The sequence below is a fragment of the Streptomyces sp. NPDC059851 genome, assembly GCF_042732005.1.
Taxonomy (GTDB): Bacteria; Actinomycetota; Actinomycetes; order Streptomycetales; family Streptomycetaceae; genus Streptomyces.
This window is the reverse complement of record NZ_JBHWJJ010000239.1, coordinates 1-6,429: the sequence shown is the minus strand read 5'-3', so window position 1 is coordinate 6,429 and position 6,429 is coordinate 1. Positions and strand designations below refer to the sequence as shown.

4 protein-coding genes are annotated in these 6,429 nt (G+C 73.4%); 1 reads left to right on the top strand and 3 read right to left on the bottom strand.

Annotation, left to right across the window (positions count from 1 at the left end):
- Positions 1–65: 65 nt before the first annotated feature.
- Positions 66–629 carry a hypothetical protein gene (locus ACFV7Q_RS38105; protein ID WP_385435533.1) on the bottom strand — a complete coding sequence of 188 codons (564 nt, stop codon included), beginning with the start codon at positions 627–629 and terminating at the stop codon, positions 66–68.
- A 371-nt stretch (positions 630–1,000) separates the two neighbouring features.
- On the opposite strand from ACFV7Q_RS38105, the gene ACFV7Q_RS38100 reads away from it, so the two are divergent.
- Positions 1,001–1,672, top strand: a complete 672-nt coding sequence (locus ACFV7Q_RS38100) for a class F sortase (protein WP_385435532.1) — start codon at positions 1,001–1,003, stop codon at positions 1,670–1,672.
- A gap of 55 nt (positions 1,673–1,727) precedes the next feature.
- On the opposite strand, the gene ACFV7Q_RS38095 is transcribed toward ACFV7Q_RS38100, so the two are convergent.
- Together ACFV7Q_RS38095 and lysX are read right to left on the bottom strand one after the other, a co-directional pair.
- On the bottom strand, positions 1,728–2,660 hold the full coding sequence (locus ACFV7Q_RS38095) for a polysaccharide deacetylase family protein (RefSeq protein WP_385435534.1): 933 nt from the start codon (positions 2,658–2,660) through the stop codon (positions 1,728–1,730).
- Positions 2,661–2,730: 70 nt separating this feature from the next.
- Positions 2,731–6,033, bottom strand: coding sequence for a bifunctional lysylphosphatidylglycerol synthetase/lysine--tRNA ligase LysX (gene lysX / locus ACFV7Q_RS38090; RefSeq protein WP_385435531.1), 3,303 nt, complete (start codon positions 6,031–6,033; stop codon positions 2,731–2,733).
- Positions 6,034–6,429: the final 396 nt, after the last annotated feature.

The following is a 6,429-nucleotide window of genomic DNA, read 5'->3' as shown; positions in this document are numbered from 1 at the left end:
GTCCTGGCCAGGTCCGGGGCGACCGGCGGTTCTCGGGGGCTGCGACCGGGGAGGCCGGCCGGTCATCAGGCCCGGTTGCGGGCCGGGCGGCGCCGGCGCAGCACGTGTGCGCCCGCCCCCAGGGCCGCGGCGCCCACGAGGCCGGAGCCGATGGCGGTCTCGGCGGCGGACGGGCCGATCGAGCCGCCGAGGCCGCCCTGCGCGCCCCTGCCCTCGAGGATCGTGAAGCGGTGCGTGGCGACCAGGCTGCTGTCGTCACACTTGACCGACAGCGTGTGGTTGCCCGGCGAGGCGTGGTTGAAGATCCGGACGGTCGCGTGCCCGATGGGCCCTGCCGACAGCCGCTCCTGCTGGAAGTTGTTGGGCGACCAGACCGTGCCGCCCCGCAGGCAGCCGGCCGCGCTGACCCGCATGTTGGAACCCTGGTGCACGGAGTACGGGACGACCGTGACGTTGCTGGGGCCGTTGCCGCCGCCCGACGGCGAGCCGCCCGCAGGGTTGTTGTTCGCCGGGTTGTTGTTCGCCGGGATGTTGCTCGCCGGGTCGTTGTTCGCCGCGGCGAACGGCGTGCTGAGGCCGATGGTGGCGCAGGCCGCAGCAGCCACGGTGAGAGCGCGCAGAACACGCATGGTGGAACCTCCAGCGGGAAGCGCCCCGGAGCGGTTCGCCCGGGATGATCGACGAGAACGCCTTCCCACCACGACCCTCGGGTCGGCCCGCAACCAGCGCACGTCCGGCTTTGCGCCGCACGGTTGAGCGACACGCCGGGAGGTGTGCGCGTCGTCTGACGGATCCGCAGGTCACGACCCGTCAGCTGTTTATGTGATGAATACCTGGATGGGCGCACCCCGTCGGGCCCGCCGCCCGTACGCGGGCCGCGCCACCCGTTCGCCCGTCACCGATCGCCGTATTGCGGGGGTGGCCTTAGCGTGCGGGGGAAGGGCGTACCGGGGTGGGACGCGAACGCGGGTCGGGACCCCCGCGTCGGGAAGGGAGAGCCATGACCGAGGACGAGAGCGAGCTGCCGCGCAGGAGATGGTCGCCCTGGGGTGTGCTCGCGCTGGTCATGCTCAGCGGCCTCGCCATGATCCGCAACGGAGCGGACGTCGGGGACGGTCCGCCGCAGCCGACCGCCGCCGCGGCGGTGTCCGCTTCCGAGGCGCCGGCGCCGGGCGTGTCCGCACCGGCCGATCCGGCCGCCCCCGTGCAGGAGCTGGACCATTCGTCGGTGCAGCGCATCCGCATTCCGGCGATCAGGGTGGACGCGCCGGTGATGACGGTGGGCCTGGACGCGCAGGGCTGGGTCGACGCACCGCCGGCCGAGGAATCGAACCTGGCCGGCTGGTACCTCAACGGCATCTCGCCCGGCCAGCGCGGCTCCTCGGTGATCGTGGGCCACGTCGACAACGCCACCGGGCCGGCGGTCTTCTACGGCCTGGGCTCGTTGCGCAAGGGCCACCGGATCGAGGTGGAGCGCTACGACGGGCGCACTGCGGTGTTCGAGGTGTACGGCGTGGAGGTGTTCTCGAAGGACACCTTCCCCGGGTCCCGGGTGTACGGGGACACCGGGCGGCCGGAGCTCCGGGTGATCACGTGCGGCGGCGGCTACTCGAAGGCCAAGGGCTACGACGGCAACGTCGTCGTCTTCGCCCGCATGGTGGAAGCCCGCTGAGCACCCTCCAGCACTTCCCACCGGCACCCGCCCGCCCCGCGGTGGATCCGTGCCCTCAACCCGGCGGCAGCGCGGGCAGCGTCATCCTGTAGCCGCGGGCGAGCAGCTGCGGCAGGTACGCGTCGAGGGCGCGGACGCTCTGCGAGCGGTCGCCGCCGGCGTCGTGGTTCAGCACGATCACGCCGGGGGCGGCGCCCTGCAGGACGCGCGAGACGATCACCGGCGTGCCGGGCTCCGTCCAGTCCAGGCTGTCCACGGTCCAGGCGAGCGGCTCCATGCCCAGCTCGGCGCCGATCTCGAAGGCGGCCCGGTTCCAGGCCCCGTAGGGTGCCCGGAACCACACCGGTGCCGCTCCGACGGTCTTCTCGACGACCTCGCTGGTGGAGGCGATCTCACGGGCGAGGCCGGTCCGGCTGAGCCGGGGGATCCGGGGGTGGGACCAGGTGTGGTTGCCGATGACGTGGCCCTCGTCGGCCATCCGGCGCAGCAGGTCCCGGTTCTCCTCGGCCTTCTCCCCGCAGACGAAGAAGAGGGCGGGGACCTCGTACCGGGCGAGGGTGTCGAGGATGGCGGGGGTGTAGCGGGGGTCGGGGCCGTCGTCGAAGGTGAGCACCATGGCGCTGCCCGTGCTCGCCGCGGGCGGGAGTTCCAGGATGGGCCGGGTGCGCACGGTGGGCCTGGCGGTCGGCGGGCGCAGCGGTGCCTCGGCGGTCATGGGGCTCAGCCGGTAGGCGGTGCGGCCCGGGGTCTGCGGCCGTACGGAGCGGACGCCGCCCGGTCCGGCGGCTCCGCCGTGGCCCGGCTGCCCGGGGCCGGAGGCGGAGCCTGCGCCGGGGCCTGCACCTGCGCCTGGCCCGCCGCCCGCGGGCGGGCTTGCGGGCAGTCCGCCCTCTCCAGCGGCGAGGAGTCCGGAGGCGGCGGCGATTCCGAGGAAGACGGCGGTGCGCAGGATCACGCGCCGCCCTACTGTCGGCTCGTCATTTTTCATCATTACTACGTACCAACGACATGGTCGCGGATGCCGAGGGGCGCGGACGCGCCCCCTTCCCCTCACCCGTTCAGCCGCGCCGCACCAGGGGGAACGGCAGCGTCTCGCGGATCGTCCGACCGGTGAGGAACATGACCAGCCGGTCGACGCCGATGCCCAGACCGCCGGTCGGCGGCATCGCGTACTCCAGTGCGTCCAGGAAGTCCTCGTCGAGCTCCATCGCCTCCGGGTCGCCGCCCGCCGCCAGCAGCGACTGGGCGGTGAGCCGGCGCCGCTGCTCGACGGGGTCGGTCAGCTCCGAGTAGGCCGTGCCCAGTTCGGTGCCGAAGGCCACCAGGTCCCAGCGCTCGGCGAGGCGCGGGTCGCGCCGGTGCTGCCGGGTGAGCGGGGAGACGTCGGTCGGGAAGTCCTTGTAGAAGGTGGGCAGCGTGGTCTTCTCTTCCACCAGCCGCTCGTACATCTCCAGCACCACGTCGCCCCGCGTGTCGTCGGGGGCGTGCGGCACCCCGGACCGGTCGCACAACCGGCGCAGCACGTGTTGCGCGGTGTCCGCGTCGACCTCCTCGCCGAGCGCCTCGCTGATCGCCCCGTACATCGTCTTGACCGGCCACGGACCGGAGATGTCGTGGACGGCGAGCTTCCCGTCGGGACCCGCCTTGTGGGCGATCGGCGTGCCGAACGCGGCGGTCGCCGCACCCTGGATCAGTTCGCGGGTGAGGTCGAGCATCACGTCGTAGTCGGCGAAGGCCTGGTACGCCTCCAGCATCGTGAACTCGGGGTTGTGCTTGTAGGAGACGCCCTCGTTGCGGAAGGTGCGGCCCATCTCGAAGACCTTCTCCAGGCCGCCGACGCACAGCCGCTTCAGGTACAGCTCGGGCGCGATGCGCAGGTAGAGGTCGAGGTCGTAGGCGTTGATGTGGGTGCGGAAGGGCCGGGCGTTGGCACCGCCGTGGATCTGCTGGAGCATCGGTGTCTCGACCTCCAGGTAACCGCGGTCCAGCAGCCCCTGGCGCAGCGCCTGGACGGCCGCCGAGCGGGCCCGTACGACGTCCCGGGCCGCGGGGCTGGCGACCAGGTCGAGGTAGCGGCGCCGGACCCGTGCTTCGGGGTCGGCGAGGCCCTTGCGCTTGTCGGGGAGCGGACGCAGGCACGTGCCGGTCAGCAGCCAGGAGGAGACGACGAGGGAGAGCTCGCCGGTCCTGCTGGTGCCGATCTCGCCGGTGGCGAGGACGTGGTCGCCGAAGTCGACGCGGGAGGTGAAGGAGTCCAGGACGTCGGGGCCGGACTCGTCGCGGGTGAACATCAGCTGTAGGTCCCCGGACCAGTCGCGCAGGACGGCGAAGACGACGCCACCGAGGTCGCGCACGAGCATCACCCGGCCGGCGAGGGAGGCCTGCTCGCCGGTGCGGGTGCCGGGCGGGGCGCCGGGGTGGGCGGCCCTTAGGGCGGCGACGGTGTGGGTGCGCTGCGGGATGCCGACGGGGTAGGGGTCGACGCCGGCGGCGCGGAGCCGCTCCAGCTTGTCGTGCCGGACCCGCACCTGTTCCGGGAGCCGCTCGGCCGGCACGGTCGCCTGCGCCTCCTCCGCGCCTTCCAGGCCGAGGGCGTCGAGCGAGGGAAGCCCCTCGGTGGTGGCGGGAGCGGTGAGGCCCTTGGCGTGTCCCTTGCCCCAGAGTTTGCGCAGGCTGGGTACGGAGACGAAGCCCTCGGCGATGCCGGAGGCGAGGCTGACCCGGGCGAGCGAACCCGCGTCCTGGTAGCAGAGGAACCGCGGGTACCACTCGGGGCCGTACTTCACGTTCGAGCGGTACAGGGCCTCCAACTGCCACCAGCGGGAGAAGAACAGCAGCAGCCTGCGCCACAGCCTGAGCACCGGGCCCGCGCCGATCCGGCCGCCCTCCTCGAACGCGGACCGGAACACGGCGAAGTTGAGGGAGATCCGGCGCACGCCCAGGCCTGGCGCGGCGGCGCACAGCTGGGCGACCATGAACTCCATGACTCCGTTGGGGGCGTTGGGGTCGCGGCGCATGAGGTCCAGGGAGATGCCGTCCCTGCCCCAGGGGACGAAGGACAGCAGGGCGATCAGCTCGCCCTCCTCGTCGAAGGCCTCGACGAGGAGGCAGTCCCCGTCGGCGGGGTCCCCGAGCCGGTCCAGGGCCATGGAGAACCCACGTTCGGTCTCGGTGTCGCGCCAGGTGTCGGCACGGTCGATGATCCGCTGCATCTCCTCTTCGGTGAGCGCCGAGTGGCGGCGGATCAGGGTGGTGGCGCCGGCCCGCCGGACGCGGTTGACGGCCTGGCGGGTGACGCGCATGTCGCGGCCGTCGAGGTCGAATCGGGCGACGTGGAGGATGGCCTCGTCGCCGAGCTGGAGGGCGCTGAGCCCGGAGCGGGCGTAGGCGGTGGCGCCGTCCTCGGACGCGCCCATCACGGCGGGCTGCCAACCGTGGCGGCGGGCGACGCCGAGCCAGGCGTCGATGGCCGGGCTCCAGGCGGCGGGGTCGCCGACGGGGTCGCCGCTGGCCAGGCAGACGCCCGCCTCGACGCGGTAGGTGACGCAGGCCCGGCCGTTGGGGGCGAAGACGACGGCCTTGTCCCGGCGGGTGGCGAAGTAGCCGAGCGAGTCGCTGCGCCCGTAGGCCCCGAGCAGGGCGCGGATCCGTGGTTCCTCGTCGCCGTGCAGGGCGGCGGTCAGCCGCTGGGAGCGGAAGAGGGTGGCGGCGGCGTTCAACAGGGCGAGGGCGCCGAAGAGGCCGAGGAGGAAGTACAGGGGGCGCGGCGGGTCGCCGTCGAACTCGCGGGCGGAGAACAGGCCACCGAAGACCTGCTTGGCGGCCCAGTCGAGCCACTGGTCCGAAGGGAGGGTGCCGGGGAAGAGCGCGACCAGGCCCCAGCCGAGGAGGACGGCGGCGAGCAGGCCGAGCCCCAGCACGAGCAGGGCCCGCCAGAAGGCTCCGGGGCGGGAGGCGGCGTAGAACTCCCCGCGGGCGGCGACCAGGACCACCAGGGCGGCGACGGCAATGGCCAGGGAGGGGCCGCCGACCCAGAGGTCCCCCTCCATCATGATCAGCAGGTCGACCAGGATCAGCAGGGCCAGATAGGTGACGACGATCCACCAGGCGACCTTCTTGCGGGTGCCGAGCGCGGCGGCGAGCAGGAAGAGGAAGACGGCGTAGGCCAGGTTCGCGCTGACCGGCACCACGAAGGCGTCGAGGAACCACACGACGTGCCGCAGGAGGTGGCGCAGCGTCGGGGAGAGCGCCAGGACGGCGCAGACCAGACCGAGGGCTCCGAAGAACGCGGCGTACGCGTCGGGCACCCGGCCCAGGAAGCGGTTCCGGGTGCCCCCGGTCCGCTCCGGGGAGGCACTCATGGTTCGCACTGTAGGGAGGACGGGCGAGGTCCGCGCGCCGAGCCGTCGATCCCCGGGAAGGTGACGGAGCACGGGAACGAGGGTTTCGAGCGCGGTACCGACGGTCCGGAAGGTCCTCGCCGGGGTGGACGGGTCCGTGTCCTCGACGCGCGCGGCGGCGTGCGCGGTCGGGCCGGGCCGGGCCGGCGGCAGAACGCGCTGGTGGCCGCTGGTGTACGTCCCGACGGTGACGGCGGCGGGGCCTCGCCGGGCCGCCGGTGGCGGGGACGGCCGGCACGGGATCGCGCAGGAGCTGTCGCAGGTCTCGGGGCCCGCTGGCGGTGCGTGTGGTGGAAGGCGTGGCGGTGTCCCGTCACGGGGGTGCCGTGACGGGACACAGCACCCGCGGTGCCGCCG